The 26,219-nt window shown below is 70.2% G+C and carries 27 protein-coding genes and 1 pseudogene; 9 read left to right on the plus strand and 19 right to left on the minus strand.

Annotation, left to right across the window (positions count from 1 at the left end):
- Positions 1-21: 21 nt before the first annotated feature.
- The 7 genes from ACX28W_RS00905 to ACX28W_RS00935 form a co-directional block, all read right to left on the minus strand.
- Positions 22-825 (minus strand): alpha/beta fold hydrolase, encoded by an 804-nt coding sequence (locus ACX28W_RS00905; protein WP_458996804.1) that lies wholly within the window; start codon positions 823-825, stop codon positions 22-24.
- On the minus strand, positions 822-1,907 hold the full coding sequence (locus ACX28W_RS00910) for an LLM class flavin-dependent oxidoreductase (RefSeq protein ID WP_458996805.1): 1,086 nt from the start codon (positions 1,905-1,907) through the stop codon (positions 822-824). The genes ACX28W_RS00905 and ACX28W_RS00910 overlap by 4 nt, the downstream gene beginning before the upstream one ends.
- Positions 1,904-2,917 (minus strand): 4-hydroxy-2-oxovalerate aldolase, encoded by a 1,014-nt coding sequence (gene dmpG, locus ACX28W_RS00915; RefSeq protein WP_458996806.1) that lies wholly within the window; start codon positions 2,915-2,917, stop codon positions 1,904-1,906. Before dmpG ends, ACX28W_RS00910 begins: the two co-directional genes overlap by 4 nt.
- Positions 2,914-3,855: an acetaldehyde dehydrogenase (acetylating) gene (locus ACX28W_RS00920; protein WP_458996807.1), complete on the minus strand. Its 942-nt coding sequence runs from the start codon at positions 3,853-3,855 to the stop codon at positions 2,914-2,916. Before ACX28W_RS00920 ends, dmpG begins: the two co-directional genes overlap by 4 nt.
- Complete coding sequence (locus ACX28W_RS00925; RefSeq protein WP_458996808.1) at positions 3,852-4,664, minus strand: 2-keto-4-pentenoate hydratase; 813 nt, start codon at positions 4,662-4,664, stop codon at positions 3,852-3,854. Before ACX28W_RS00925 ends, ACX28W_RS00920 begins: the two co-directional genes overlap by 4 nt.
- 139 nt (positions 4,665-4,803) lie before the next feature.
- Positions 4,804-5,133: a ferredoxin gene (fdxA, locus tag ACX28W_RS00930; protein WP_458996809.1), complete on the minus strand. Its 330-nt coding sequence runs from the start codon at positions 5,131-5,133 to the stop codon at positions 4,804-4,806.
- A 1-nt stretch (position 5,134) separates the two neighbouring features.
- Complete coding sequence (locus ACX28W_RS00935) at positions 5,135-6,157, minus strand: NAD(P)/FAD-dependent oxidoreductase (RefSeq protein ID WP_458996810.1); 1,023 nt, start codon at positions 6,155-6,157, stop codon at positions 5,135-5,137.
- Between the two features lie 222 nt (positions 6,158-6,379).
- Here ACX28W_RS00935 and ACX28W_RS00940 point away from each other — a divergent pair, with 222 nt between their 5' ends.
- Positions 6,380-7,285, plus strand: a complete 906-nt coding sequence (locus tag ACX28W_RS00940; RefSeq protein WP_458996811.1) for an ABC transporter substrate-binding protein — start codon at positions 6,380-6,382, stop codon at positions 7,283-7,285.
- On the opposite strand, the gene ACX28W_RS00945 is transcribed toward ACX28W_RS00940, so the two are convergent.
- The 7 genes from ACX28W_RS00945 to ACX28W_RS00975 form a co-directional block, all read right to left on the minus strand.
- Positions 7,221-7,676 carry a hotdog family protein gene (locus ACX28W_RS00945; protein ID WP_458996812.1) on the minus strand — a complete coding sequence of 152 codons (456 nt, stop codon included), beginning with the start codon at positions 7,674-7,676 and terminating at the stop codon, positions 7,221-7,223. The genes ACX28W_RS00940 and ACX28W_RS00945 overlap by 65 nt on opposite strands.
- On the minus strand, positions 7,673-8,293 hold the full coding sequence (locus tag ACX28W_RS00950) for an FAS1-like dehydratase domain-containing protein (RefSeq protein WP_458996813.1): 621 nt from the start codon (positions 8,291-8,293) through the stop codon (positions 7,673-7,675). The genes ACX28W_RS00945 and ACX28W_RS00950 overlap by 4 nt, the downstream gene beginning before the upstream one ends.
- Positions 8,290-9,114, minus strand: coding sequence for an IclR family transcriptional regulator (locus ACX28W_RS00955; RefSeq protein WP_458996814.1), 825 nt, complete (start codon positions 9,112-9,114; stop codon positions 8,290-8,292). The genes ACX28W_RS00950 and ACX28W_RS00955 overlap by 4 nt, the downstream gene beginning before the upstream one ends.
- Positions 9,115-9,245: 131 nt before the next feature.
- Positions 9,246-10,103, minus strand: coding sequence for an alpha/beta fold hydrolase (locus ACX28W_RS00960; protein WP_458996815.1), 858 nt, complete (start codon positions 10,101-10,103; stop codon positions 9,246-9,248).
- Positions 10,100-11,065 (minus strand): DODA-type extradiol aromatic ring-opening family dioxygenase, encoded by a 966-nt coding sequence (locus ACX28W_RS00965; RefSeq protein ID WP_458996816.1) that lies wholly within the window; start codon positions 11,063-11,065, stop codon positions 10,100-10,102. Before ACX28W_RS00965 ends, ACX28W_RS00960 begins: the two co-directional genes overlap by 4 nt.
- On the minus strand, positions 11,062-12,405 hold the full coding sequence (locus tag ACX28W_RS00970; protein WP_458996817.1) for a M20 family metallopeptidase: 1,344 nt from the start codon (positions 12,403-12,405) through the stop codon (positions 11,062-11,064). The genes ACX28W_RS00965 and ACX28W_RS00970 overlap by 4 nt, the downstream gene beginning before the upstream one ends.
- A gap of 115 nt (positions 12,406-12,520) precedes the next feature.
- A complete protein-coding gene (locus tag ACX28W_RS00975; protein ID WP_458996818.1) occupies positions 12,521-13,741 on the minus strand; it encodes a Rieske 2Fe-2S domain-containing protein in 1,221 nt (406 codons plus the stop codon).
- Between the two features lie 382 nt (positions 13,742-14,123).
- On the opposite strand from ACX28W_RS00975, the gene ACX28W_RS00980 reads away from it, so the two are divergent.
- The 6 genes from ACX28W_RS00980 to ACX28W_RS01005 all read left to right on the plus strand — a co-directional run bounded on the left by ACX28W_RS00980 (position 14,124) and on the right by ACX28W_RS01005 (position 21,697).
- Entirely contained in the window at positions 14,124-14,975 is an 852-nt protein-coding gene (locus ACX28W_RS00980; protein ID WP_458996819.1) for an ABC transporter ATP-binding protein, read from the plus strand.
- Complete coding sequence (locus ACX28W_RS00985; protein WP_458996820.1) at positions 14,972-15,796, plus strand: ABC transporter permease; 825 nt, start codon at positions 14,972-14,974, stop codon at positions 15,794-15,796. The genes ACX28W_RS00980 and ACX28W_RS00985 overlap by 4 nt, the downstream gene beginning before the upstream one ends.
- Positions 15,793-16,746 (plus strand): quinone oxidoreductase family protein, encoded by a 954-nt coding sequence (locus ACX28W_RS00990; RefSeq protein WP_458996821.1) that lies wholly within the window; start codon positions 15,793-15,795, stop codon positions 16,744-16,746. The genes ACX28W_RS00985 and ACX28W_RS00990 overlap by 4 nt, the downstream gene beginning before the upstream one ends.
- Positions 16,747-16,942: 196 nt before the next feature.
- On the plus strand, positions 16,943-17,809 hold the full coding sequence (locus tag ACX28W_RS00995; protein WP_458996822.1) for an alpha/beta fold hydrolase: 867 nt from the start codon (positions 16,943-16,945) through the stop codon (positions 17,807-17,809).
- 46 nt (positions 17,810-17,855) lie between these two features.
- Positions 17,856-20,189 (plus strand): CaiB/BaiF CoA-transferase family protein, encoded by a 2,334-nt coding sequence (locus ACX28W_RS01000; RefSeq protein WP_458996823.1) that lies wholly within the window; start codon positions 17,856-17,858, stop codon positions 20,187-20,189.
- A gap of 5 nt (positions 20,190-20,194) precedes the next feature.
- Complete coding sequence (locus ACX28W_RS01005) at positions 20,195-21,697, plus strand: AMP-binding protein (RefSeq protein ID WP_458996986.1); 1,503 nt, start codon at positions 20,195-20,197, stop codon at positions 21,695-21,697.
- Between the two features lie 13 nt (positions 21,698-21,710).
- On the opposite strand, the gene ACX28W_RS01010 is transcribed toward ACX28W_RS01005, so the two are convergent.
- From ACX28W_RS01010 to ACX28W_RS01025, 4 genes and pseudogenes are all read right to left on the minus strand, one after another.
- Positions 21,711-21,833, minus strand: a complete 123-nt coding sequence (locus ACX28W_RS01010; protein ID WP_458996824.1) for a hypothetical protein — start codon at positions 21,831-21,833, stop codon at positions 21,711-21,713.
- Positions 21,830-22,006 carry a hypothetical protein gene (locus tag ACX28W_RS01015; RefSeq protein ID WP_458996825.1) on the minus strand — a complete coding sequence of 59 codons (177 nt, stop codon included), beginning with the start codon at positions 22,004-22,006 and terminating at the stop codon, positions 21,830-21,832. Before ACX28W_RS01015 ends, ACX28W_RS01010 begins: the two co-directional genes overlap by 4 nt.
- A 497-nt stretch (positions 22,007-22,503) precedes the next feature.
- A pseudogene (locus tag ACX28W_RS01020) lies at positions 22,504-23,661 on the minus strand (PP2C family protein-serine/threonine phosphatase); the annotation flags it as partial.
- 107 nt (positions 23,662-23,768) lie between these two features.
- Complete coding sequence (locus ACX28W_RS01025) at positions 23,769-24,527, minus strand: IclR family transcriptional regulator (protein WP_458996826.1); 759 nt, start codon at positions 24,525-24,527, stop codon at positions 23,769-23,771.
- A 200-nt stretch (positions 24,528-24,727) separates the two neighbouring features.
- On the opposite strand from ACX28W_RS01025, the gene ACX28W_RS01030 reads away from it, so the two are divergent.
- Both ACX28W_RS01030 and ACX28W_RS01035 read left to right on the plus strand, forming a co-directional pair.
- Entirely contained in the window at positions 24,728-24,913 is a 186-nt protein-coding gene (locus ACX28W_RS01030) for a CsbD family protein (protein WP_458996827.1), read from the plus strand.
- A gap of 74 nt (positions 24,914-24,987) precedes the next feature.
- Positions 24,988-25,443: an ATP-binding protein gene (locus ACX28W_RS01035; protein WP_458996828.1), complete on the plus strand. Its 456-nt coding sequence runs from the start codon at positions 24,988-24,990 to the stop codon at positions 25,441-25,443.
- A gap of 110 nt (positions 25,444-25,553) precedes the next feature.
- Here ACX28W_RS01035 and ACX28W_RS01040 read toward each other — a convergent pair whose 3' ends face one another.
- Positions 25,554-25,937 carry a hypothetical protein gene (locus tag ACX28W_RS01040; RefSeq protein ID WP_458996829.1) on the minus strand — a complete coding sequence of 128 codons (384 nt, stop codon included), beginning with the start codon at positions 25,935-25,937 and terminating at the stop codon, positions 25,554-25,556.
- Between the last annotated feature and the right edge of the window lie 282 nt (positions 25,938-26,219).

Here is a 26,219-nt window from a genome sequence, read left to right on the forward strand (position 1 = left end):
GGTCCCTTGTGCCGCCTCGGCTCAGCCCTGTGCCACCCATTCCAGGACGACCTTCGAGAACTCCTGAGGCAGTTGCTCGGGGACGGGGACATGGCCGCCGGAGAGGACGCGGGTCTCGCAGCCGAGCGCCCCGGCGAACTTCTCCAGCGCGGGCATGGAGTAGTGGTCCCCGGCCGCGCAGACGGCGAGCGTGCGGGCCGTGATGTGCGCGAGGCGCTGGTCCAGCATGGATCGCCGTACCGCCTCGTGCCCTTCCTCCACCCGGTCAAGGACGGTCAGCGCGTCGACCATGAACCGGTTGAGAGCGGCTTCCTCCCCTTCCTCGTAGAAGCCGCGGCGCCGGTTCCACAGCTCCAGCAGGTGCGAGCCGTCGGGCTGGGGGACGACATGGTCGACGGGCTTGCGCTCGCCCGCCGTGCGCCGCTTCTCGTCGTCGACGAAAGGCGTGGCGGAGAGCAGGAGGCTTGCGACGCGGTCCTGGTGGCGGGCGGCGAGTTCCACCGCGATCACTCCGCCCGTGTGATGCCCGACGAGGTGGAAGCGTTCCAGCCCCAGCTCCTCGATCAGCGCATCGGCGGCGTCGGCGAAGCGCTCGATCGAATGCGGACCGTCGGGCTTCGCGGAGGCGCCGAAGCCCAGGGTGTCCATGGCGATGGCACGGTGTGCGGCTCCGACCAGCGGCAGCACGTCGAGGTACTCGGTCCAGGAGCGGGGAGTCTGGTGGAGCATCAGTACGGGCTCGCCCGTACCGCACTCGACATAGTGCAACTGCCCGAAGGGGCTGGGCACATAGCCCCGTCGCAGGGTGTCCTTGGTATCCGTCATCGGTGACCCGCCTTCGTGTGGGTGGGGACGGAGAGGGCCGGCAGCACCGAGGAACCGACGGCTTCGATCAGGTCGGTCGGCGGGTCGTACGAGCCGACGTGCTGGAGGAACACCCCTGTGACCCCCATGGTGCGCAGGGCGCGGAGCCGCTCGGTGATCTGGTCCGCGGTGCCGAACAGGCAGAACTCCTGAGCGAAGCGCAGGGCGGCCTCGTCGCTGATCCACTCCGAGCAGATCTCGACGGCGGCGTCCCAGTCCTCGGCGTGCACGAGATCCGGGTAGACCCCCTCGACCTTCGCGGGGACGGCGGCCTCGATGCCCGCGAGTGCGAGGAAGGGGGCTCCGCCGTTCTGCGCGATCGAGGCGCAGATCGGCTTGATCAGCCGGGCTTCGGCCTCGAGGTCGTCGGTCACCGCGCAGAACGCGGAGACGGTCAGCGGTATCTCCCCGGCCTGTCGGCCCGCGGCCTCGGCGCCCTCGCGCACCCGGGCGGTGGCGCCTTCCAGGGTCCTCGGCGAGACGCCACTGAGGAGGATCACGCCGTCGGCGATCTCACCGGCGAGCCGCAGGTTCTTCGGCCCGCTCGCAGCCAGGTGCAAGGGCACTTGGGGCTGGGGGTCGCGCAGTCGGGAGCGGACCTTGCCCCCGAAGCCCTCGGAGCAGCCGTCGAAGTCCCATTCACGGCCGTCGAGCAGTGCGCGGAGCATGGCGAGCCCCTCGCGCATCGCCGCCGAGGTGGTCTGGCGCAGGCCGATGGGGCCGACGGAGCTGTTGCCCACACCGAGCCCGAGGGTGAAGCGGCCGGGGGCGAGTTCGGCCACGCTGCGGGCCGCCGAGGCGACGACGGCCGGGTGCCGGGTCGCCAGGTTGGTGACCGCGGTGCCGAGACCGATCCGCTCGGTGCCCAGGGCGGCGGCGGTCAGCGTCGTGAACACGTCCCGCCACAGCAGTTGGGAGTCGGGGAACCACACGTCGTCGAAGCCGAGCTCCTCAGCGCGGCGTACGGTCTCGACCACGCGGTCCGCCCGGTCACAGGGCGGGACGCGGACGCCGACCCGCAGCCGTGCCCGTTCGGCGCTCATGCCCGAGCCTCCGCCAGGTCGAGGGCAATGTCGGTGATCATGTCCTCCTGCCCGCCGACCATCCCCCGGCGCCCGACCTCGACGAGGATGGCGCGAGTGTCCAGGCCGTAGCGGGCGGCGGCGGTTTCGGCGTGGCGCAGAAAGCTGGAGTAGACGCCCGCGTAGCCGAGGCTGAGTGTTTCGCGATCGACGCGCACCGGCCGGTCCTGGAGCGGTCGTACGAGGTCATCGGCGGCGTCCATGAGCGGGAACAGGTCGCAGCCGTGTTTCCAGCCCATCAGGTCGGCCACCGCGATGAACGCCTCCAGCGGGCAGTTGCCGGCGCCCGCGCCCTGCCCGGCGAGCGAGGCGTCGACACGGACGGCGCCGTTCTCCACAGCGACCACGCTGTTGGCCACCCCGAGCGCCAGGTTGTGGTGGGCGTGGATGCCCAGCTCGGTGTCTGCCGAGAGGACGTCACGGTAGGCGCGGAAGCGGTCCCGCACTCCGCCCATGGTCAGCCGTCCACCGGAGTCGGTGACGTACACGCAGTGGGCTCCGTAGGACTCCATGAGCTTGGCTTGGCGGGCGAGTTCGGCGGGTTCGGCCATGTGGGACATCATCAGGAACCCGGCGACGTCCATGCCCAGTTCGCGGGCGGCGGCGATGTGCTGGGCGGAGATGTCCGCCTCGGTGCAGTGGGTGGCGACGCGCACCGACCGGATGCCCAGCGCGTGGGCCCGCTTGAGGTCGTGGATCGTGCCGATCCCGGGCAGCAGCAGGGTCGTGGGGATCGCCTGCCGTACGGCGCCGACGACCGCCTCGATCCACTCCCAGTCGGTGTGGGCACCGACGCCGTAGTTGACGCTGGAGCCGGACAGGCCGTCGCCGTGCGCGATCTCGATGGCGCGGACCCCGGCCGCGTCGAGGGCGGCGGCGATGGTTCGGGCCTGCTCGACGGTGTAGCGGTGCCGGATGGCGTGCATGCCGTCGCGCAGGGTGACGTCCTGGATGTACAGCGTGGTGGTCACTTGGCTGCCTCCGTCAGGTGGTGCGCGGCCAGGCGCTCCGCGGTGCGCAGTGCGGCCGAGGTCATGATGTCGAGGTTGCCCGCATAGGACGGCAGGTAGTGGGCGGCGCCCTCGACCTCCAGGAACACCGACACCTTCACCGGCGCGCTGCCGGCAGGCACCAGCGTGCGCAGCGGGTCGTCGGCACCGACCCGGTCGAACTGCACCTTCTGCTTGAGGCGATATCCGGGCACGTACGCCTGGACACGGCCGACCATGCCCTCGACGGAGGCGACGACCGCCGCCTCGTCGCAGTCGGAGACCAGGCAGTGCACCGTGTCCCGCATGATCAGCGGCGGTTCGGCCGGGTTGAGGACGATGATCGCCTTGCCCCGGGCCGCCCCACCGACCTTTTCGATGGCGGACGCGGTGGTCTCGGTGAACTCGTCGATGTTGGCCCGGGTACCGGGGCCCGCAGAACGGGAGGCGATGGAGGCGACGATCTCCCCGTAGTGGACGGGTGTGACGGCCGAGACGGCGGCGATGACGGGGATGGTGGCCTGTCCGCCGCAGGTGACCATGTTGACGTTGGGGCTGTCCAGATGGGCGTCGAGGTTCACCGGCGGCACCACGTACGGGCCGAGGGCGGCCGGGGTGAGGTCCACCACCATGCGCCCGAGGGCGCGCAGCACCTCGTCGTGGCGGCGGTGAGCGCGGGCCGAGGTGGCGTCGAGGACGATCCGTACGTCGGCGAACTCGTCCATCGCGACCAGCCCGTCCACGCCCTCGTGCGTGGTGGGCACCTTCAGCCGGCGGGCGCGGGCGAGGCCGTCGGAATCCGGGTCGATGCCGGCCATCGCGGCCATCTCCAGGCTGTCGGACAGCCGGAGCACCTTGATCATGAGGTCGGTGCCGATGTTGCCGGAGCCGATGACGGCCACCTTCGTGCGGGCGCTCATCGCCTGTTCCCTTCCGCCGCGAACCCGACCTGGGCCGTGCCCAGGTCGCCGATACAGGCCTCGAACCGGTCCCCCGGAGCCGCGACGGCCATCGGGCCCAGGGCTCCGGTCAGCACGATCTCACCGGCGCGCAACGGGTCGCCCTTCGCGGCCACGGTCGAGGCGAGCCAGGCCGCCGCGTTGAGCGGGCTGCCGAGACAGTCGGCACCGGTTCCCTCGGAGACCACCTGGCCATTGCGGGTCATGGTCATGCGCAGGCCGCGCAGTTCCCACCGCGTCAGCGGTACGGGGGTGGAGCCCAGCACGAACAGACCGCTGGAGGCGTTGTCGGCGACGGTGTCGACGATGGTGATGTCCCAGTCGGCGATCCGGCTGTCCACGATCTCCAGCGCGGGCAGCGCGAAATCGGTCGCGCGGATCACGTCGGCCACCGTGCAGTCGGCATGCGGCAGATCGGCGCCGAGGACGAGGGCGACCTCCGCCTCCACCTTGGGCTGGAGCAGCCGCCCGGCCGCCACCTCGCCGCCTTCGGGAACCGCCATGTCGGCGAACAGCACCCCGAAGTCCGGCTGGTCCACGCCGAGTTGGGCCTGCACAGCGGGCGAGGTCAGTCCGATCTTGCGGCCGACGAGGCGCCGCCCGGCGGCCAGGCCGCGCTCGACGTTCACGCGCTGTACCGCGTACGCGGCTTCGGTGTCGCCGTCGGCGAGGAGCGCGCGTACTGGTGGGCACGCGCTCCCCGCGCAGATGGCTTCGTTCAATGCGTCGGCGGCCTTGACCACTGCTGGGAGCGGGCTGTCGGTGGTCATGGACACACTCCATGCACCGCGCTGCGAGACATGGACATACAGAACCTCCAGGTGTGCGGGTACGAAGGCAAACGGCGTGCGGCGTGCGGCATACCGCGCGCGGGAGCGGAGACAGGTCCGCGTCCGCGCCCAGGGCTCATCAGGCCGCCGGTGCGCCGCTGATGAGGGGTGTGTCGGCGGAGAGGGGGCCGACGCCGTCCGCTCCGCCCGGCGTGCCGAGCGGGGCCGTCCGGCCGGGCAGGACGATCTCGAAGAACTGCCGGTTGTCCTCGCGGTGCTGGGGCTCGGCGCGGCGATCGACGGTGATCGCCTGCTCGGGGCAGGCGGTCTCACAGGCGCCGCAGTCGATGCACTCCGTCGGGTTGATGTAGAGCTTGCGGGCGCCTTCGTAGATGCAGTCGACCGGGCACTCCTCGACGCAGGACCGGTCCATGATGTCGACGCAGGCGGATCCGATGACGTAGGCCATCTCAGGTCTCCTTCTCGGTGGAGTGCCCGGGGAACAGCTGGGCCTCCGGGTCGATGACGGTGGCGGCGTTGTTCACCGCGGTGGCGACCTCGCCGAAGCCGACTGAGATGAGGCGCACCTTGCCCGGGTAGTCGGTGATGTCGCCCGCGGCGAACACGCGGGGGACGTTGGTGGCCATCCGGGTGTCCACGGCGATGCGCCGTGCCTGGAGCGTGAGGCCCCAGCGCTGGAGCGGGCCGAGGTCGGCGACGAAGCCGAGGGCGGCGACCGCGGTCTGTGCCGGGAGCAGCCGGGTGGTCCTGTCGGTGCGATGCCGGATCTCCACCTGCTCCAGGCGCGAGGAGCCGTACAGCGTGCTCACTTCGGAGTCGACGATGATCTCGACGCCGAGGGCGCGGACCTTGTCCACGGTCGCGCGATGGGCTCGGAAGCGGTCGGTGCGATGGACGAGCTTGACGGACCGGGCGATCGGGGCGAGGGTCGCCGCCCAGTCGAAAGCACTGTCGCCGCCTCCGACGACCACCACGTCCTGGTCGGCGTGGTCGGCGGGCCGCGGGACGAAGTACACCTGCCCGCGGCCCAGGTAGGCGTCGCCCGCCGGGAGGGGCCTGGGAGTGAACATCCCCACTCCCCCGGTGATGACGACGGCTCCGGCCCGGACCGTGGTCCCCCGGTCGCTGCGGACGACGGGACGGCCGTCCTCGTCGTGGGAGAGGTCGACCGCGCGTTGGCCGAGGAGGTGGACCGGCCCGTACGGCTCGGCTTGGGCGACCAGGTTGTCGACGAGGTCGCGGCCGCGCACCGAGGGGAATCCCGCGATGTCGAAGATGGGCTTCTCCGGGTACATCGCGCTGATCTGGCCGCCGCACTGGGGAAGGACGTCCATGACCGCCACCCGCAGCCCGCGGAAGCCGGCGTAGTAGCTGCCGTAGAGGCCCGCGGGCCCGGCGCCGATGATCAGAACGTCGGTCTCGATCAGGTGCGATTCGTCCGTGCTCACCGGCACGTCGGGAAGAACGCTCATGGTCCGGGAGCGTATGGACGGGGCCGGTCCCGCCAAATGGTTTTGTTCCGGTGAGCAGGACGTTTCGCTTATGCGGTCGCGGGCGGGGCTGGGAAGGTCGGCGTCCGATGATTCCCAGCACTGGGGAGGACGTACATGCACACGGACGGAACATCACGACCCGGGTCCAAGAGAAGTGCCCTGACCGCCACTTGTGCGGCGCTGCTCCTCACCACGGCCTGCATGGCCGGTACGACCGACTCGGCGGGAGTGAAGTCGGCGACGCGGCCCACGGTACGGATCGCCCTCGGGGTCGACGCCTCGTACGCCCCGTTCTATCTGGCGGAGGAACGCGGGCTGTTCGAGAAGGCGGGCCTGAACGTGGAACTCGTCAAGACCGAGGGCGGCCCCGCGGCGGCCGAGGCGGTGACGGCGGGCACCGCGCAGATATCGGCCAACGCCGACTCCACCGCCCTGCCGCTGATGGCCGGCAACCCCGATCTGCGGGCTCTCGGCGTGTTCCAGTCCTCCGACCGCTATCTCAAGGTCGTCCTGCGGGACGGCGTCACCTCCCCCCGGCAGATCAAGACCATGGCGTCGATCCAAGGCCTCGGTCTGTACGCGACCCACTCGTATCTGCGGCACAACGGCATCGATCCGAAGTCCCTGAAGATCCTGCAGAGTTCAGCGCCGGAGATGCCGGGAATGCTGGAGCGGGGCTCTATCGACGCGTACATCCTGTACGAGCCGTGGGCGGCCCGGGGCGCCGCGGCGGGCGGTCATATCGCCGGGCGCATCGGTGACTTCGGTGTGACGTACGTGCAGTGGCTGCTGGCCGACCAGAGCTGGCTCAAGGACAACGAGGCGGTCGCCGGCAAGGTCTTCAAGGTCGTGGCCGCCGCGGACAAGCTCGTCACCGAGGACCCCGATGCCGCGGCGAAGGCGTCCAACCAGCAGGTGAAGCTGCCTGTGGCGGAGACGAAGAAGGTCCTGCCGGAGATCACTTTCGCCGCCCGCGGCATCGACGACACCGACGTCACCGAGTCGAAGAAGATCGTCGACTTCCTTCTCGGCCAGAAGCTGATCAAGAAGTCGCCGGACCTGAGGACCTCTCTGCTGACGGGCTGGTACGAGCAGCACGCCGAGTGAGTTCGACGTGCCCTGTGACGCAGGGAGCGCCGTCGTCCTTGAGGACCGAGACGTCGAGCGTCACCCGCACACCTTCGTCGCAGGGCTCGCTCGTCCGCACGGTCGCGGTCCAGGTGAGCGGCTCTCCGGCCACGGCGGTCGCCCGGTTGCGCCAGCTCACCGACTCCAGGCGCGCGCCGGGCCCGGCCCAGTCCAGCGCATGCCGGCCGATCATCTCGCCGTGCAGGGTGGACTGGACGACCACGTCCGGGAAGCCTTCGGAGGCGGCGAACCGGGCGTCGTAATGGATGCGGTGGGAGTTCCACGACACGGCACTGAACCGGAACAACTGCACCCTGCTGTGGGAGTACTGGCGCGGCGGGCAGATCTGCCCGGCGACGGCGGCCGTCACGTGGCGGCCCCGCTCTCCTCGTCCAGGACACCGTCCAGCACGACGATCGTCTCGTCCACGGTCATCAGCTCCTCTCCGTCCTCCGAGGTGAAACGGGTGGTGACCCCCAACAGGACGAACTCGCCCGACCTGCCTCGCCGGTGGTCCGCCGAGGTGACGGCCCGGGACGCGGTGATCCGGGTACCCGCCACAGGGGGGCGGCCCAGCCTGACCGACTGCCCACCGTGCACCTGGCGTACCGGCAGGCCCTGGGTGCAGGGCGACTCGCGGGTGGCCAGGCCGTCGGGGCGCAGTTCGTCCTCGGCCGGACCGTCCTGCCAGCTCATCGTTCCGGCGAGGAAGAGAGCGGGGGCGACGACTGCCTCGCCGGCCGCCTCCCGGGCGCGGGCGCGGCGGATGTAGGGGACGTCGTCGAGTGCGGCGGCGTACCGGCAGAAGTCCTTGACGGTGGGCGAGCCGCAGTCCTCGCCCTCCCACCGATCGATCAACTGCCGGGCCCGGGACAACACCTCGCCCAGCACCGGCGCACAGGGTGGGTTCTCGCCGTGCGCCGACGAGCCGGAGCGACCACTGTCCCGCGTCGCCGTGCGAGACCGGGCTTCCTCCGTGCCGCTCACCGCAGGGACCGGCTGATCCCCAGGGCCGCGGTACGCAGCGCGCGGGCGTGCCCGGTGAGGTCCATGCGGTAGGTCGGCGCGGTGATGGACAGCGCGCCGACGAGCGTGGCATGGCGGCCGAAGACCGGCACGGCCATGCTCGTGTAGCCGAGGCGCACCTCCTCGGTCTCGATCGCGATGCCCTCGGCCCGGGTCCGCTCCAGCTGGGCGCGCAGCCGGCCCGGTGAGGTGACGGTGTGGCGGGTGAAGGGTTTCAGCCCGTTTCTGACCACCTCCGCGAACAGGGCGTCGGGCGAATAGGCCAGGATCGCCTTTCCGGTGGCCGTGCAGTACAGCGGCAGCCGGCCGGCGACCCGGGACTCCTCGTTCAGCCCGCGGTGCGGGAAGATCTTCTCCAGGTACACGACGTCGAGGCTGTCGTGGATGGCGAAGTGGATGGTCTCCCGGGTGGCCAGCAGGAGGTCCTCCATGTACGGCTGGGCCACCTCGCGCAGGATCCGCTGCCGGTGCACCCGCTGGCCGATCTCGAACAGCCGCAGGCCGAGCCGGTAGTCGCAGCCGGCGCGCTCCAGTAGTCCCCACTCGACCAGTTCCTGGGCGAGCCGGTGCACGGTGGCCTTGGCCACCCCCGTCCGGCGTACCAAGTCGGCGAGGGAGAGGGTGTTGTCCTCGGCGGCGAAGGCCTCCAGGATCGGTCGGACCTTGCCGAGGACGGAGTTCATCGGGTCAGGACAGGCAAGCGTGGCCCGCGTCCCGGGCACGCCTGGCACAGCGGGCGCGGCGGGTGCGGTGTCGGCACGGCTGACGGACGTGACGGTCATGAGAAGAACCTCGCAATCGATCCGATACCCCCGAAGTACGTGGTCCCCGCAACGGAACCATGCATTCCCCGATCATGGCCATGCCCAGGTGTTAATTCGCCGTGACCGCGCACGCGGCGCGGCAGCCGGGCCTACGCCGACTCGGCGAGGAACGCCAGGCTGAGCGGGTTGTAGAGATCGGCCCGCTCGTGCTGCGGCCAGTGCCCGCACGCGTTGAAGACCTCGAGGCGGGCCCCCGGGATCGCGGCGGCGATGGCCTGGGCCTCCGGGACGTCCCCGAGCGGGTTCTTGTTGCCCCAGACCACCAAGGTCGGCGCCTTGATACGCGCCATACGGTCCGGCCGGAGCAGATTGCGCTCGCGCGTCTCGAGCTCCTGCAGGGCCAGCAGGTTGTGCAGGTTCCGCTGGAATTCGGGGTGGTGGTAGATGTCGTAGCGGACCTGCGTCAGCTCCTCGCCCAGGTCCTCGTCCCACTCGGCCCACAGCAGGCGCAGCCGCTCCCGGGTGAAGGACACGTCGTCCTCCAGAGCGGCGGCCCGGGTCGAGGTCTTCAGCCGTTCCATCACCGGTGGGTTGACCTTCGTACCGCCCATGCACAGCAGTTGCAGCGAGGCGACCCGGTCCGGGTACTCGCTTGCCGCCCAGGAGGAGACCCAGCCGCCCAGCGACTCGCCGACCAGGTGGGCGCGTTCCGCCCCGACGGCGTCGAGGTACGACATCAGGTGCTCGACATAGGCGGGGATCTCGCCAGGACGGTCCGGCTTCCCGGTGTATCCGTGGCCCAGCATGTCGATGGCGTGGCAGCGGTAGCGCTCGGCATGCGCCGGGATGTTCCGTACGAACGCCTCCAGGTGGCCGGTCGTTCCGTGCAGGAACACCACGTGCTCGCCGTCCTCGGGGCCCGCCTGCAACGCCCGGGTCCGGAACCCGCCGGTCTCCACGTACGCGTGGCGGTAGTCGAGGGTGGTCAGTTCGGTCCAGATGCTCATGGCTGCCTTTCCACTGAGGGGTTCGTGTGTACGGGGTCCAGGACGGCGACGGCCATGCCGGTGAGCCATTCGGGCATCGGCTCGCAGGCCAGCCGCCGTCCGGGGGCATGGTCGAGGAGGGCCGCCATGAGTAGCCAGGTGCGCACTTCCTGGGCACCGTTGCCCGCCGTCTTCTCCAGTTCCTCGGTGGAGTACGCGGTCATGCGGTGCGTCTGGCCGCGCTCCACCAGGGAGAGGAACTCGTCGTCGAACTGGGGGTTGAGGGCCGCCTCGGCGGCCCGGATGATCTCGCGGCGCCTGACGTCGTAGTCCTGCCAGTTCTCCCGGCCGTTGAGCCAGGCGCCGACCATGAACTCCTCGTCGGCGCCGTGCGGATCGCGCCAGTCCGGCCAGGGCAGCCGGTGCGACAGTCCGCCGGAGCCGATCACCGCGACACGGCGTTCGCCGGGGAATGCCAGCACGGCGTCCCGGATCGCCCGGCCCAGCTCTTCGCAGCGCGCGAGCGTGGGCAGCGGAGGGGCGAAGACGTTGACGACGAGCGGCACGATCTCCACGTCCAGTCCGTCCAGGAGGTACTGGATGGCGTGCGACTGGCCGTGGTCGATCTGCAGCCGGGCCGAGTAGGCTGGGTCGAAACGTCCGCCCTCCACCAGGGAGTTGGCGATGTGTCGGGCCAGCTCCACGTCCATCGGCTGCGGGCCCTTGGGGGTGCCGGACTCCCCGCTGGCCACGCACTCGCCGACACCGAGGGTGAAGGCGGGGATGAGGTCGAGCCAGAAGCCCCGGAAGTGGTTGGAGCCCACCAGGATCACGGTGTCGGGCCGGGCCGCGGCGATCTCGTCGCGCGCCGCCTTCAGCGCGTCGCGGAACCGCTCCGCGCGGTCCTTGTGGAGCGTCTCCTCCCAATGGGTGTTCATCAGCGTGCTGTGCGAGGCGCCCACGCCCAGGACGATCTCGGTCATGCCGGCTCTCCTTCCACTTCCATCTCTGCGCGGGAGCGCGTGACGGTGTCGACGGCCGTACGGATCAGCTGGCGGGTCAGCTTCTCCATGGCCCGTACGGAGACGGTGTTCATACCCCGCGCGAAGTCGATCTCGAAGGGGGCTTCGCTGACCTTGGGCATGCCGACGCGGACGGTGGGGATGCCACGACCGCGCAGGATGTTGGCGTCGGTGGCGCCGCTGTTGCCGCGGATGACCTCGTGCTCACGCCCCTCGACGGCCTCCCAGCCCGCGATCGCGCTCCGGCAGATCCAGCTGTCCGGGTCGGTGCGCGTGCCGGGGATGGCCAGCACCATCTCCGCGCTCACGTCGAGGCCGGGCAGTTTGCCGCGGATCGCGTCGAGTGCCGCGGTGAACTCCCGTTTGGCTCGCATCGGGGTCGTGTCGGGGCCGATGCGCAGGTCCACCATGAGCGTGCAGGCGGCCGGGGTGACCGCCGCCATGCGCGGCCAGCCGCCCTGTACGGAGGAGACGATGCCCTGCGGGGCGACCGTCCCGCCGGTGTGGCGGTCGGCGTACTCGACGAACCACTCCTCCAGGTGCCGGGCGACCTCGCCGGCGCGGGCGATGGCGTTGTCGTACGGAAGCCGGTGCCGCGAACCGACGTAGGTGTGCGTCCCGCGTACGGTGACCTCGAACCACACCAGGCCGACCTCGTCCCAGGAGACGGTCCAACCGGGCTTGGCAATCACGGCGTAGTCGGTCCATACGCCCTGCTCCAGCAGGAACGAACAGCCCACGCCCTGGCCGGTGTTGCGCCGGGTGCCGCCGGGCCTGGCGTTGGTGGGCATGCCACCCGCGCCGAACGCGGCGACCAGATCGCCGGTGAGCGGGATCCCGGCGCGGGCGATCGCCTCGGCGGCCATCATCACGCAGGCGGCGTGTCCCTTGGGGTTGGAGGCACCGAGCCCGATCACCAGGTCTCCGTCGACGACGGCCCGGGGACGCATGTCGTCACGCAACTCGGGTCCGATCCAGGGGAGATCCTCGCTCTCCTCGCCCACGGTCAGCGTGTCGATCGGCGCGTAGAGCATGAGGTCGGGTCCGGTTCCGTCGCCGGACAGCCGGGCCCAGGCACTGGCCTGCCGGTCGTCGACCGGCTGCACCGCGGCGCGGCAGCCGGCGGCCGAGAGAGTGGCGGCGATGTGCCGGGCGAGCGGGGCCTCGTCACCGGTGGGGCTCGGGATGTCGACGAGGCCAACGATCAGTTCGCGCAGCCGGTCGGGAGTGACGTGCCGCCAGGCTTCGGCGATCCAGGCTCCACGCCGCGGGTCCAGGCCCTGCAGTGCGTCGCCGGTCACTGGCCGATCCTGTGGACCTGGGTCATCGTGGTGCGCTCGAAGCGCTTCCTGGCCAGCGGGAGCCCCACGGCGATCGCGGCTCCGACCAGCAGAGTGAACAGTGTGCGGCCCATGGTCATCCCTTCTTTCCGTCGACGGGTCCGACACCGGCCGCGGCCAGCTTCTTGCCGTACTCCTCCTCGCTGAGGTTCCGCCAGGCGGTCAGCGAGATGTCGGGGCGGTAGAGCTTCTCCGGGGGCGCGTCGGTGATGTCGACCATCCAGGCGTCCTGGCCGGAGAACTGTCCGTGGAACAGCCAGCGGATGGCTCCCAGGTACTTGGCGTAGAACCCGACGGTTTTCCAGCCCTCGGTGAAGTTGACCATCACACCGACGTAGCGGTGGTTGTCGGCGTCGACGGGGACGTAGAACTCGTAGTGGATGAAGTTGGGGTAGGCGATGCGCAGTACACCGGGCATCGACAGGGACGCGAACCCTGGGAACTCCTGGGCCTCGATCGTCGGGTCGGTCTTGGCCGGCGCGCCGGTGTTGCCGAGGTTGAAGGTCCCCTTGGGCGGCTGCTTCTTCCACCAGCGCTTGTTGGACCAGCGGCCCACACCGGGGAAGTCCGCCTCCCAGTGGACCTCGTCCTGCACCCGGAAGATCCAGCGGCCCTGCGGGACGATCCGGGTCACGTTCCAAGTGGGCATCGCCTTGAACAGCCGCCACAGTGCGGTGCGGTGGAGATACTTGGCATGGCCCTCGTCGAAGCCGTTCTCGCAGGCGAATCGCCAGTTGCCGCCGCGAGGATCGATGCGGCCGCCCATGACGAAGGCGTTGGAGACGAGTTCCTCGGGAAGCTGCTCGTCGATCGAGTGCGGCTCCTCGTCGGCGACGGGTATGTACACCCACACCATGCCGAGGCGCTCCTCGACCTGATAGGTCCGCACCTCGACCTTGCCGGTCAGACGGCAGTCGGGGCCGTCGGTGATGACCGCGCACAACTTGCCGGTGGGCAAGTCGAACGTCCAACCGTGGTACGGGCAGCTGAGCGTTCCCGGGAACTGCTGGTTGCCCTCGGACAGCGGCACGCCGCGGTGCGGGCAGCGGTTGTGCAGCGCGTAGGCACTGCCGCCGTCCCGGACCAGCGTGATCTTCTCGCCGCAGATCGTGAACGGGAGCGGCTTGCCGGTGATGTGGCTGGACCACGTGACCGGATACCAGTACCCGCGGAATCCCTCGGCCGCTGCGTCGTAATGGGGCCATGACGACCAGTCCTGCCGACCGGGTTGGCCTGTTGCTCTGCGGCCGGTTCGACCGGCGCTCCTGGAGTCGAGCGCGCTTTCACCCGTCGCCATCGTGCGTGACCTCCTGCTGCCGTCGGAACAGACCTTGAGCATCGGGGGACGCAGCGGACCTGCCTACGGAACCGTCCCGCTGAGCAGACCGCTCCGGATCTTGGGGGCTTCCCTTCGGGCGGTGGGGCGAGACCCATGAACTCCGCGGCAGGCGCACGTCCCGCTCAGCGGACCCCTATCCATGCGTGCCCGCCGCCCCGCGTTCTACGGTTCGCCAATTCAGGTCCCCACCCCGATGAACGTCCGAAATCAGCGGCTCCCCTTGCCACGACACCGCCCAGTTCTACGGGGGACACCGGCAAGGTCAAAGCCGGGCCCGATGTCACCAAGGCCGTGTCGCAGGGGTGGTTCACCCAGTCACCCAGCAGACGAAGGGATCGTGATGACGAAGGCCATCAGGGCGGACCGGCCGCCGTCCGGCCCCGCCCTCCGAGAGGGCGCCCGCGGCGCGGCCGTGTCCGCCGACAAAGTGGGCATCCGGTTCGGCTCCTTCCACGCCGTGCAGGACATCTCGCTGCATGTCGCCGCCGGTGAGTTTCTCTGCCTGCTCGGCCCGAGCGGCTGCGGCAAGTCCACTCTGCTCTCCTCCCTCGCCGGGTTCGTCCCGGTGCACGAGGGCAGCCTCACCGTCGGCGGTGCCCCGATCATCGGCCCTGCCCCCGAGCTCGGCATGGTCTTCCAGAGCAGCGAGGCCCTCTTCGACTGGATGACAGTGCGTCAGAACGTCGCGTTCGGCCCCCGTATGCGCGGGCTGTCCCGGGCGCGGCAGTCGAAACTGGCCGACGAATACCTCGGCCTGGTGGGGCTGCGGCACTGCGCCGACCGGTTCCCAGGACAGCTGTCCGGGGGCATGCGCCAGCGTGTGCAGATAGCCCGGGTGCTGGCCAATGAACCGCGGGTCGTGCTGATGGACGAGCCGTTCGGCGCGCTCGACGCACAGACCCGGCAGGTGATGCAGGAGGAGATGGACCGTATCTGGCAGGCGTCCGGCTGCACGGTCGTGTTCGTCACCCATGACATCGACGAGGCGATCCTGCTGGCCGACCGGGTCGCCGTCATGACCGCGGGACCGGCGGCCTCGATCAAGTCCGTCTACCCGGTGGACCTGCCCAGGCCCCGGGACGAGTCGGACCCCGCGGTGGCCGAGCTGCGCCGCGCCCTGCGCAGCGACATCGGCGAAGAAGTCCGCAAGGCCCTGCGGGACCAGGGGCTCGACCCGGAGGAGGAACGATGACGGTCATACCGGCGGACGCCCCTGCCACACCACCCATCGAGCGGCGCCGGGTGCGGACGACGGTCACGGAACAACTCCGCAAGGCCGGCCTGTACACGGTGTCCGTCGTCGTCGGCATCGTCATCTGGCAGTTGGTGGCGATGAAATACGGTTCCAGTCTGGTCGCCTCCCCGCGGCAGACTCTGGCCGCGGCCCGGGAACTCGCGGGCGACGGCACCCTGTTCAACTCGATCGTCGCCTCCAGTCGCCGGATACTGATCGGCTGGGGACTCGGCCTGGTCGTGGGCGTTCCGGTCGGCCTGCTCGTGGGGCAGGTGCCGGTCATGCGGCAACTTCTGGAGCCCTATATCGAGTTCTTCCGGTTCATCCCGCCGGTCGCGTTCGTGACCCTGGCGGTGGTGTGGCTGGGCATCGGCGAGTCGTCCAAGGTCGTGCTGATCTTCTACACGGCGGTCTTCCTCGTCGCCGTGAACACCATCGCCGGGGTGGTGGCGGTCAACGAGTCGAAGCTGCGGGCCGCGGCCAGCCTGGGCGCCGGCCGCCGACAGATCGTAAGGAACATCGTGCTGCCCTCGACCGTGCCGCACATCGTCACCGGAGCGCGGCTGGCGCTGGGCAACAGCTTCCTGACCATCGTGTCGGCCGAGATCGTTGCCGCGCAGGTCGGTCTGGGATCGCTGATCTGGACCTCCCGCAACTACGGCCGCATCGACTGGGTCTTCGTCGGGATCATTACATTGGGCATTCTCGGGTTCGTGTTCGACCGCGTCCTGCGCGTCGTCGCCACCCGCGGCCTGAGGCGATACGGGGTGAAGATGTGAGCGGCAAAACGTCACGGGCTCTGGTTCTGGAGCGGTTCGGCTCGCTGCCCCGTCTGCTGGAGCGGCCGGTACCCGAACGGCAGCCCGGCCAGACACTCGTACGAGTGCGGGCGGCGCAGGTGTCCCACCTCGATCTCAACATCCTGGACGGCAGGTTCGGCATCCTCCCGGATCTGCCGACGGTGCCGGGCACCACGGCCGCCGGAGTCGTCGATTCCTCGGACACCCATGCCGAGGGCAGCCTGGTGTGGCTCCGCGGCAAGGGGCTGGGGATGAGTCGGGACGGCTGCTGGGCCGACCACGTCACGGTGCCCGACTCGGCCGCGGCCCCGGTCCCCAAGGGCACGGATCCCGCCATGGCGTGCAGTTTCTTCTCACCGGCCGGCAGCGCCTGGGCCGCGGTGCACTCGGTCGCGGCGATCCGGCCGGGAGAGCGGGTCCTGGTGACCGGGGCGGCGGGTGCGGTCGGCGCCCTGACCGTGCAGGTGGCCGCGCGCGCCGGGGCCGAGGTGATCGGCGTGGTCGGCCGTCCGGCCAAGCTCGCTCACGTCCCGTCTCCCGGCAAGCCCCTTCTGGCGAGCGAGTTGTCGGTCGAGTCGGTGGGAGGGCCTGTCGACGCGCTCATCGACACCGTCGGCGGCACGGTGCTGCGGAACGCCCTCGGACTGGTCCGCCCGCGTGGACGGGCAGCACTGGTCGGCTACACCGCCGGCCGTGACTTCGGCGTGGATCTGGCGGACTGGCTCCTGGCCGACGTGGCGCTGCTGCCCGTCAACCTGATGTCGCGGACCAAGGAGGTCATGGCGGACGCGGACCGGCTGCTCGCGGACCTGACGGCAGGTGAGCTGACCTTGCCCGTCGAGCGGTACGGCCCCGACCGGCTGGCCGAAGCCGTGGAACGGCTGCGCACCGGCGACGCGATCGGCAAGGTGGCACTCGATCTCATCTGAAACCGGATGTCGACCTACCCGTGAACCGGATGCGCGACCTGTCCGAGCGGCGTCCCGGACCCGCACGACGCCGAGGTGGCGTTGCTCGCGGTGCTGCCGGGAGGCTGGGCGTGGAGGATTCCGGCGGTTACGGAATCGGCTCGCTCAGCGGACCGGACCGCTTGGGCGGGAATGCGCTGTCGGACAGCATCGGGGCATGGATCTCATGGACATTCAGGCGCCCCCGCAGGGGGCCTATGCGGAAGCCGACGGCGTCAAGTACCACTACGTCGAGCTGGGCGAAGGCACCCCGACCGTCTTCTTGCACGGAGGCGGCCCGGGGTGCACCGGCTGGTCGGACTTCGGCCAGGTGGCGCCGCTGTTCGCCGCCGACCGCCGGTGCTTCCTCGTCGACATTCTGCAGTACGGCAAGTCCGCGAAGCCCGTCATCGAAGGCCCCATGTGGGACTTCCACGCGGCCAAGACCGTGGCGCTGATGGACTCGCTGGGCCTGGAGCGTGCCGACTTCGTCTGCAACTCATGGGGTGGAACCATCGCGCTCAACCTGGCCGCCACCTACCCCGAGCGCGTGCGATCCCTTGTCGTCACCGGCAGCATGCCCGTCTTCTACGGCCCTCTCGCTCCCCTGCCGGAAGGCAGTCGTCGAGGACGCAACGCCCGCGACGCGTATTACGGCGGAACCGGCCCGTCATGGCAGAAGATGCGGGAACTGATGGCCCGCATGGAGTGGTACGACCCGGATGCCATCCCCGACGGCACCGTGACGCTGCGCCACGAGCAGAGCCTCGACCCCGAGGAGACCGCGCTCGCCGGCGCGTCGGACAACCCGCGCGGGGACTGGCAGGACCTCACTGCCGAACTCGGCCGCATCGAAGCGCCGGCACTTTTCATGTGGGGCATGTACGACGCGTTCCTGACTCCGGACTACCCGCTGATGCTGGCCCGCATGGTGCCGAGGGGCAACCTCCACGTGATGAGCAAGGTCTCCCACCATCCCCAGGAGGAACGACCGTACGACTACTACACAGCGGTGACGGGGTTTCTGAATCAGCACCATGACTGATGATTCACCAGACCACGGAACAGGCAGGCGCGGGATCGGAGGAGATGTGAGCGAACCAGTGGGGCGAGTCGTCGAGTTGTCCAGCCCTCTCACGCGTTTCGCGGGCAGGCTGCTGGTCGGACTGGGTTACGAGGTGGTGCTGGTCGAGCCTCCGGAGGGCGACGGCAGCCGACGTGAGCTCAACGGCGATTCGTTCGCCCACTGGCACGCCGGGAAGCGCTCGGTGATCCTCGATGTGGCCACGCCCGAAGGCACCGTCGACCTGCGGCGCCTGTTGGAGGGAGCCGACGCCCTGCTCGACGGATCCCCGCACGGCACGGAGTCGCGTGCCGATGGACTCGACCACCTCGTGCGGGTGCGCGTCACTCCGTTCGGCCTCGTCGGCCCTCGCAGCGACTGGCAGGGCAGCGATCTCGTGGTGGCCGCGCTGGGCGGGATGCTCGCGCAGGTGGGCGACCCCGACAGTCCGCCCCTGCGACTGCCGGAGAACCAGGCGGAGCAACTCGCGGGCGTGAACGCCGCGATCGCCGTCCTGCTGGGCCTTCGGGCGCGCCGCCACGGCCCGGGGCAGCTCATAGACGTCTCCGCCCAGGCCTGTGTCGCCGCCGCCCTGGAGGCGGGGACACTGGCCTATCTGCACGAGGACCGGGTCCCGCCCCGCCCGGGACGGGTGCATCCGCTCGTACCGCACGGCCTGTTCCGGGCCGCGGACGGCTATCTCGGTGGCGGGCTCGGCGGCAGTCCTCGTATGTGGGACGCGCTGCTCGCGTGGCTGCGCGAGGAGGGGGCGGAGGCCGATCTGGCGGAGCCCCGGTGGCAGGACCCCGTCGAGCGCAAGAAGCACCAGGAGCATGTGTTCAAGGTCGTCCAGGATTTCGTGGGCGCCTGGCCCAAGGCCGAGTTCGCCGAGCTGGCTCAGGCCCGGAAGCTGCCCTGGGCGGCGGTCGACCTGCCTCAGGAGCTTCCGGACAACCCGCAGCTCACGGCCCGCGCGTTCTTCACGCAGGTACGGACTTCGCAAGGACAGCGGACAGACCTGGGCTTCCCCTTCGCCTTTCCCGAAGGCCGCCGCGTCAAGGCGCTCGACGTCCGGGAGCCGGGCGACGACCAGGGTCTGCTCGATGGTCTTCGGGCGGTGCGGCCCACATGCGCTGCGCAAACGGCACCGTCGAGGCCCGCGCTGGACGGTGTCCGCGTCCTCGACCTGACCTGGGTGCTCGCCGGCCCGTACTGCACCAAGGTCCTGGCCGACCACGGCGCCGAAGTGGTCAAGGTCGAGTCGGCGGGGCGACCCGACCCCACCCGGTTCGCGCCCTTCATGCACCTCTCGCGAGGCCCTCACAACGATCCCAACACCAACGGCTACTTCAACGAGGTCAACCGCAACAAGCACAGCGTCGCGCTCGACACCAGGTCCACGGAAGGCATCGCGGTGCTCCGCGAACTCATCGTCTCCTGCGACGTCCTGGTCGAGAACTTCAGCTCCACGGTCATGAAGAAGCTCGGCCTGGGCTACGACACGCTCCGGGAGATCAACCCGGGCATCGTGTACGTGAGCATGTCGGGAATGGGACACACCGGGCCACGCAACGGCTGGGTGTCGTACGCCGACACCGTCTCCGCGAGCGCGGGGCTGACCGGACTGACCGGCTGGGGACCGGACGACGTGGTGGGCGTGATCTACGGCCACGGCGACATCGTCGCGGGCCTTCAGGCCGCTCTCGCCACCGTCGCCGCTCTCGAGTACCGGGCGGAGACCGGCCGCGGGCAGCACATCGACCTGTCCCAACTCGAGGCGATCACTGCCCACATGGGCACCAGCCTTCTCGCGGAGCCCGGGACCGCGCCGATCGGCAACACCCACCCGAGCTGGAGCCCGCAGGGCGTCTACCAGTGCCTCGGCGTCGACCGCTGGCTGGCGGTCAGTGTCCGCTGCGACGCCGAGTGGGCAGCGCTGTGCGAGGTGATCGGGCAGCCCGAACTCGCCACCGACGAGCGGACCCGCACGGCCGAGGGCCGCAGGCGTGAGAGCACACTGATCGACGACGCGCTCGGCGCCTGGTTCCGCGGAATGCCCGCCGACGCCGCCGCGGAGTTGCTCCAGGAGCGTGGCATACCGGCCGGAGCGGTACGGGACGGCCGGGACCTCGTGGAAAACGACCCGCAGCTACGGGCCCGCGGGTTCTACGTACGCATGGAGCACCCGGCCGCGGGTTCCTTCCTCCACGAAGGGGTACCGATCCGTCTCACGCGCACGCCCGGCGGCATCCACAAGCCCGCCCCGCTGCTCGGCGCCGACACCGACGCGGTCCTGCGCGACTGGGCGGGCATCGCACCGCAGCGGCTTCGGCAACTGCACGAGGCCGGAGTCCTCGTGTGAACGGCATGACGATCCCGGGGCTGCTCGACGCCGCGGCAAAGGAGTACGGCGACCGGGTCTTCCTCCGCGCGGGCAGGACGGACCGCACCTACCGGCAGACGCGTGAGGCCGCGGCGAGGATGGCCGGAGCGCTCACCGCGCGGGGCTGTCGCCCCGGCGACCGGGTCGCGGCCTTGCTCTCCAACCGGATCGAGTTCGTCGATCTGATCCTCGGCTGCGCGTGGCTCGGCGCGGTGCTGGTGCCGCTCAACACCGGCCTGCGCGGCCAGGGACTGCAACACGTACTACGAGAGGCGAAGCCGTCCTTTCTGCTCGCCGAGGCCGAGTCGGCGGACCGTGTGGCCGAGGCAGGCTTCCGGGGGACGCTCTGGATCGTGGGCGAGGAGGACGCCCCGGCACCGGCCGAGGCCGAGGCGCTCCCGCCCGCCGCGGTACGTCCGTACGACACCGCCTCGATCCTGTTCACGTCGGGCACCTCAGGGACGCCGCGGGGCGTGTGCTGCCCGCATGCCCAGTTCGCCTGGTGGGGCCGCAATGTCGCGGGCTCATTGCGCCTGAACGCCGACGACGTGCTCTACAACTGCCTTCCGCTGTTCCACACCAACGCCCTCAACACGCTGGCGCACGCCATCGCGGTGGGCGCCACGTACGCACTCGGCGAGCGGTTCTCCCCCGCCAAGTACTGGGCGCGGCTGACCGAGGCCGACGCCACCGTCGTATACCTGCTGGGTGCGATGGTGCCCATGCTGCTGGCGCAGCCTCCGGGTCCCCAGGACCAGGCTCATCGGGCCCGGCGGGGGCTGTCCCCCGCCACGCCGGGCCCGGCGTGGCGGCCCTTCCGTGAGCGCTTCGGCATCACGCTCGTCGACGGGTTCGGCTCCACGGAGACGAACCTCGTCATCGGGTCCACCCCCGAGGAGCAACGGCCCGGCCTCATCGGCACGGTGCGCGAAGGCTTCTCCGCACGGGTGGTCGACGAGGACCTCGCGCCCGTCCCGGACGGCACGCCCGGCGAGCTGATCGTACGCAGCCATCAGCGCTACGCCTTTTCCACCGGCTATCTGGGAGACCCGGCGCAGCCCGCCGACTCGTGGCGCCGGACGGGTGACCGGGTGATCCGAGAGCCCGACGGCTGGTTCCGCTTCGTCGACCGGATCAAGGACGTCATCCGGCGCCGCGGCGAGAACATCTCTTCGTACGAGGTGGAGTCGGCCGTCCGCTCACACCCTGCGGTCTCCGAGGTCGCGGCCTTCCCCGTCGCCTCGGAACTGGCCGAGGACGAGGTCATGGTGGCCGTCGTCGCGTGGCCCGGCCGCGTCCTGGATCCCGCGGACCTGGTCCACCACTGCGCGGGCGAGCTGCCCGCCTTCGCCGTACCCCGCTATGTGGACGTGGTTCCCGAGCTGCCGCTCACCGAGACCGGCAAGATCCGCAAGGCGGTGCTGCGTGCCCGCGGCGTCACGACCGCCACCTGGGACCGGACTGCTCATGCTCTGGGCGCGACGTGATCGACCGACTCCGTCATCGGCTGAGGCGGGCGATCAGCGAGCGTTCCTTGAACGCGCGCAGCACGGCGAGCTCGGTGCCGCGCTTGGCCGTGGGGTAGAACCCGCCGGCCTCGTCGTCCGGGTCACCGTCGATCACGGCGGCGTGCTCGTCGGCGCCGTGCGGTTTCGGTACACCATCCAGCCGGCGACGTACCCGAAGTGTCGGACCCGGTCGGCCAGGAGCGCGCTGCTGTCGGCGACAGCCCGGGGCGCTCCGTTCCAGGTGTCGAAGGCCGCGTCCCACTTCTGGTCGCCGATCGCCCGGCGCAATGCCTGCGGATCGGTCCGGTCGGCGAGCAGGGACTCGCCCCCCCTCGGCGGCGGGTGCGCTGAGGCCGCGGTGGAGAGTGCTCACTTCGTCACCGCGCGCCAACGCCGGCGGTGGCGACCACCGAGATCAGGGCCTGTTCGGCCCGCCGCCGTTCAAGGAGCCAGTGCGGGAAGCAACCACCCTGCCGCGGTTCGGGAATGGCGAGCCGCACGGGGCGTCGGCCTCCGCGGACATGAGCGCGTCGGCGAACGTCTTGACCATGCGGGCATCAGCCAGTAGCCGTAGCGCCCCCCGGGGTCGAACCCGTACCCCACTTCCATGGACGCAGCCACGCTCCCGTTGCGGCCGCCCGGCGTGAAGGCGGCGAGGGGACACCCGGGTCCGCCGCTCCTTCGGCCTTTGCGACAGCCGGGCTTCCGCCGCCCGAGCCCGCGGCAGAGGTCCGGGAACGGGCACGGGACGAGACTGTCGATTCGGGAACCGCCGGTTCGGAAGCGGTCGAAACGGTCGGTTCGGAAGCGGTCGGCTTGTGGAGCAGGAGCAGCGCCGCGTCGTCGTGCAGTCGGCCACCCACATGCGCCAGCAGTTCGTCATGGAGGGCGGTGAGGGTGCGCGCCGGATCATCGGACACGTGGCGGGCCAGCCCTTCGGCGAGCGGGTAGAACTCACGGCCGTGGTCGCGGGCCTCGGTGACCCCGTCGGTGTAGAGCAGCAGATGCTCTCCGTCGGCGAAGGGCAGCACCTGGAGGCTCGGGGCCTCGCCCGAGAGCGCGCGCAGTCCGAGAGGCGGGACCGGATGGGTGGGCTCCACCGCCATGACGCTTCCGGACGCGCGTACCAGCAGCGGAGGCGCGTGTCCGCAGTTGACGATCTCCAGATGGCCTGCCTGCGGGTATCCGGCGACCACCGCGGTGACGAAGTCGTCACTGCCGAGATTGCGCGCCAGGCTCCGCTCGATCCTGTCGACGACGGCGAGGAGATCGGGCTCGTCGTAGGCGGCCTCTCGGAAGATACCGAGCACCAGTGCAACGGTCCCCACGGCCGGCAGCCCCTTGCCGCGCACATCCCCGACGATCAGCCTGACCCCGTACGGGGTGGCCACCAGTGCGTACAGATCCCCTCCGATACGAGCCTCCGCCGCCGCGGCGCTGTAGCGGACGGCCACCCGGAAGGGGCCCACGGTCTCCGGTACGGGCTTGAGGAGCGCATGCTGAGCGGTCTCCGCGACCGAGCGAACGTCCGCGAGCACCCGTTCACGACGTCCGCGCAGCGCGCTGGCCAGGCCGCTCGCCAGAGTCACGGTCACCAGGGCGGACAGTACGGCCGCCAGTTCGCAGCCCCGAACACCGTCCCGGATACCGAGCGCCGCGCACAGCGTCACCGCGAGGAAACCGGTGCAGACGACTCCGCGCGGCCCGTTGGTGGTGGCGGCCAGCGCGGGCCCGGCCGCGAGCAGCGGCAGCCAGGCCATCCCTGCTCCGCATAGGAGATCGACGAGCACGACGGCCACGACGATCAGCACGGGCAGTACAGACGTACCGGCGGCCAGTTGTGCGGCGGCACGCCTCTGCACCGACGCTCCGAGAGTGGCGATGCGGTTCCCGCAGGGCCGCTCCGGCGAATGGTCGCCACCATGGTCTCGGGCCTGACTCATGTTCGTCCGCAAATCCTCACCTGGTGTACGCGGGAGGGAGAGAACTCCCGACATGTCCGTTTCATCCAGGAAACGGGGTCGGCTCGAGTGCCGCAAGGACATGATTTTCAGATAGTGAGCGAAAGGCTCCTGGTCACGCGATTCGCGGTCGAGATCAGCCGCGCCCGGATCTCCTCCAGTCGGGAAAGCCGGCTCACCGGCATGGAGACACCGAGCGAGCCGAGCGTGTCCCGGCTGTAGACGGGCACGGCGACGCAGACCGTGCCGACGGCGTACTCCTCCAGGTCCGTGACAGCCGGGGCCGCGGGTGAGTCGTCGAGTCGCCGGAGCAGTTCCGGAGAGCTGGTGATGGTCCGTGGCGTGAGGTCGGCGAGGAAGTGCCGGGAGAGGTAGTCCTTGCGGGAGTCGTCGTTCATTTCTCGCAGCACGGCCTTGCCCAGCGCGGTGGCGTGCCCCGCATCCTCGAATCCCACCCAGAGGTCGACCCGGGGCGCCCGGGGGCTGTCGACGATCTCCGCGACCCGGATCTCGCCCTCCTCGTAGAAGGTGAGGTAGGTGGCGGTCGCAAGCTCGTCCCGCAGAGCGGTGAGCGTGGGGCGGACACGGCTGAGCAGCGCCTGTCCGCGGCCTGTGGTGTGCAGCGTCTGCAGCTTGTCGCCCAGGACGAACCCGCCGTCGCCCAGCTTGCGTACATATCCGTCGTGACACAGCGTTCGCAGCAGGTGATAGGCAGTGGCCAGGGGCAGGCCCGTCTCGCGTGCCAGCTGCTTCGCCGGTGCGCCGTTCTCGTGCGCGCTCACCGCCTCCAGCAGGCGGAAGGCGCGCTGCACGGAAGTGATGAGCGTAGGGCCGTCCTGAGCACGCATACGACCAGCGTGCGCCGGGCGCACGGCGCAGGCAAGGCACACACAGCCCGTCCCCAGCGGGGAATTTCCTTTCCGAGAAAGGAATAATTCGACCCTTTTGGGGAACCGCAGATTTGTCGACCGGCCGTGTTTGGACTGAATTTCCCCGGTCAGCCGTAGTAGTAGGTCGCACCGTCGAAGCAGTGAGGACGTGATCTTCCATGGCCAAGCACCAGAAGGCAAAGGCCAAGGCGGAGCAAGCCAAGGGAAAGACCAAGGAGGCCGCCGGGCGTGCTGTCGGCAACGAGGGTCTGACCGCCGAAGGCAAAATGGAGCAGGCGAAGGGCGACGCCCGCCAGGCCAAGGAAAAGACGAAGGACGTAACGAAGGACGTATTCCGGCACTGAGGATCACCCATTGCGCAGGGCCCGCCGCACGCTCTTGCGGCGGGCCCGCGTCTTTTCAGGCGAAGGAGAGAGAAATGTGCGGGGAGCACCGGCCGCACTCCACCGACGCGGCGACCGCCCCGGGCCGGCTGCGCTCGCCCGGACCGCGCAGTCCCGCCGAGGTGCGTGAGGCGGTCAGGCACGTGCTGGAAGGCGCACGACGATCCCGCGGGCATGACACCACAGGCGAAGACGACGCCGTGGGCGACGCCCTGCTCGTCGCCTCGGAACTCACCACGAACGCGATGCTGCACGGTGGTGGTGTCACCGAGTTCGAGGTGATGCTGGTCGACGGGGACATACACCTGTCGGTGAGCGACCACAGCCAGAAAGTCCCCATGCCGCCACGGCGCGTCGACGAACCGGGGGCCGGAGGGATCGCGGGCCATGGCTGGCCGATCGTCTGCCGCCTCGCCCGCGACATCATCATCTCGGACCTCCACGCCGGAGGTAAGCGCATCACGGCCGTCGTACCGCTCTCACCCCGGTAAGGACCACCGCGGGCGCGCCGACGGGATCGGTCACGGCACTGGTCGGGGTGAAGACCATCGACACCGGTCCGGGTGAAGACCACCGACGGCCGCCACTCCACTTCCCGAGTTCACGCCGTGAGGACCTGTCGGGATGCCCCTGCCGCGGAGGGTGCACCCCGCACGGCGAGGCGCACCGGGTACGTGGTCTTCGACGGATCCACCACTGGGTCCCCCAGCACGATCCGGCCCGCCGCATGCAGCGCGTCACACTCGTCGGTGGGCAGGGCCACATAGCAACCTCCCCGCCCTGTACCGGAACTGAGTGCCTGCCAGTAGCCGTACCGGCGACGCCCGTTGGCGTGCACGGTGAGGCAGACGGGGACGCGCTGCACGGTGATGAGCCGCAGAACCTCGGCACCGCCGGGGCCGAGGGGAGCGGGCGTTCCCGGGCGGAGCGTCGTCAGCGGGCTCCGGTCGGGGCTCGCGGCGCGGCGGCGGAGAGCGGGCGTCATGTGCAGGCGGCCTTTCGACGGACGGGTTCGATCGCGTACCGCCGGGAGCGGTGACGTTCTCGCTGCTCACCATTGTTCCGGAGGGCACTGACAACGCGGTCGGGACCGCTCCGGAACACTCCCCTGAACCCGTTGCCGAAGGGCGTCCGTGCGCGAGGGGCGCGACTGTCCGGCTCACGAAACGGACTGCTTGAACGTGAAACGGGCTGCTTGCACTGAAACGGACATGGACGGCCGGCCCTTCGCGGGCACGGCCCCCTGAAAATGCCCGTCCGGCGCGGC

The organism is Streptomyces sp. SD15, from assembly GCF_054462255.1.